This window comes from Rhodopirellula maiorica SM1 (assembly GCF_000346295.1).
Classification (GTDB): domain Bacteria; phylum Planctomycetota; class Planctomycetia; order Pirellulales; family Pirellulaceae; genus Novipirellula; species Novipirellula maiorica.
In genome coordinates, this window is sequence record NZ_ANOG01000851.1 from 1 (window position 1) to 1,675 (window position 1,675).

At 52.6% G+C, this 1,675-nt stretch carries 3 protein-coding genes; all 3 read right to left on the minus strand.

Annotation, left to right across the window (positions count from 1 at the left end):
- Window positions 1-210, minus strand: a 210-nt coding sequence (locus RMSM_RS43885) for a recombinase family protein (RefSeq protein WP_040769603.1), incomplete at its 3' end; no start/stop codon positions are given.
- Window positions 211-424: 214 nt separating this feature from the next.
- Complete coding sequence (locus RMSM_RS27330; protein ID WP_144058003.1) at window positions 425-1,129, minus strand: nucleotidyl transferase AbiEii/AbiGii toxin family protein; 705 nt, start codon at window positions 1,127-1,129, stop codon at window positions 425-427.
- On the minus strand, window positions 1,126-1,675 hold a 550-nt coding region (locus RMSM_RS27335), incomplete at its 5' end, for a type IV toxin-antitoxin system AbiEi family antitoxin domain-containing protein (protein WP_040769604.1). The genes RMSM_RS27335 and RMSM_RS27330, both read right to left, overlap by 4 nt.

Below are 1,675 nucleotides of genomic sequence, written 5' to 3' on the forward strand. Positions count from 1 at the left end.
AGGTCGCTCAAGCGTTTCGCTCGAAACTCCCTCATCTTTGAAGATTCCGGTCACATCCCAATTCCGCGTTCTCGCGGCGTCCAGACACATTTCGACTTGGGCATCACACGAACTCATATCTCCTTCGCGTGTTCGACACTGCCGAGCGTAGACTGCAGCTGCAGGTTGCTGCAGACTACCAGTGGCTGATTGATTCGATGACGCCTTCATATGATTGCACCCTATTCGCTGGACCAAGGTCCAGGCGCCCGCCACTCGCCCGCAGCGTCTTTGTTTCGGACAATCGCGTCTGCGATTGGAAGCAAAAAACCTCTGAGTTCTTCCACAACATCAGCGAGCGATGTGACCGGCATTGGCAGCTTTGACTTTCGCAAAAAACCCGACCACTGGGCTTGTTTGTTCCTGTCTGCAAAGAAGACCTCGGTCAACCCGATCGGCTCGGTTTGAATCTTGGTCTCGCGTTCGCAAACGTCATTTTGATCGCTGTGGATAGGGTTTTTCCGTCGAAATCAAACTGCCTCGATAGAATCAAGATGTCATAGAAGTCTTTCATGCGACTATTGAGTTGGCCGAGTTGGGTCATTGCTTCAAACTTCTCGGCGATCACGGTCTCCCGCGGATAGCCAGATAGCTCGGGTGTTTCAAAGTCCAGCATGCCTGGGTAAACGATTGCAGTCGCACTCGGATGAATCACATCGCCAAACCCGATGTCAATCTGCATTGGTACGCGCGCGTTCTGAATCGTCGCGACGAACGTAACACGAACGCCCTCGTAGTCTGAATCTTCTTTGATGACGATGCCCTTGACTGTCTCGGGGAGAAAGACAATTCCATCCTCTGCTACTGATTGCTCACAAACCGATCGCATTATCTCAGTCATTGCATCAACCGAGTTTTCAGCGTGTGCAAGCAAGTCGATGTCACGAGTCGCTCTTGACTGCGGTGCTCCCCACACAGCAAACATCAACGCGCCCTTTAGCACAAAGCGATCTGCGTACGGGGATTGTGAAAGCCGAAATAGGAAACGCTCCATCGCAAAATACGTGAGCAATTCTTGAAAAGGACGTCCGCTTTGTTTGGACTGATTCATCAAGCGACCGCGAACAGACGCAGCCATATCGCGTGTCACGCAAGTGCCTCCAGATAGGGGCGGATCGCTGTAGCAGCGCGTAGTTGTTTCGCGTACTCCATGATCAGATCAACATTCCGATTTTGCTGCGATCGATAGGCTTTCACTGATTCAACCACTACGTCGATACCGACTTCATTGCGTCGACAGAAGCAATCTACAATCGTCTTTTCGCGGCAATAGATTCGAACATCGATGTCGTCAACGCGGTGCTCTTCGATTCCAATGCGATAGGCAACATCTCGCAGCCTTGCTGCTCGAATCGGAGGATAAGCAAGCCGCGGCGGTTCGCTATTCCTCGGTACGGCGATCCATACTTCATGTGGAATTTGCGTGGTCAGCTCGTGAAAGGCGAGCGCTGATAGAAGGTATAAGACTCCGTGCGGAACCTTCTGTGCGACAGTGACAAGGTCGGGCGACCCCAGCGGTGGCATGTCTGCGAGTCGGTAAAGACCGCGGGCGAGCTGCTCGAGTTGTCCCGTGTCTCTGAGTGAATAGAGCGAGTTTCGAGAGATGCCCAGACGGATCGCATCAGCCATCCGAATC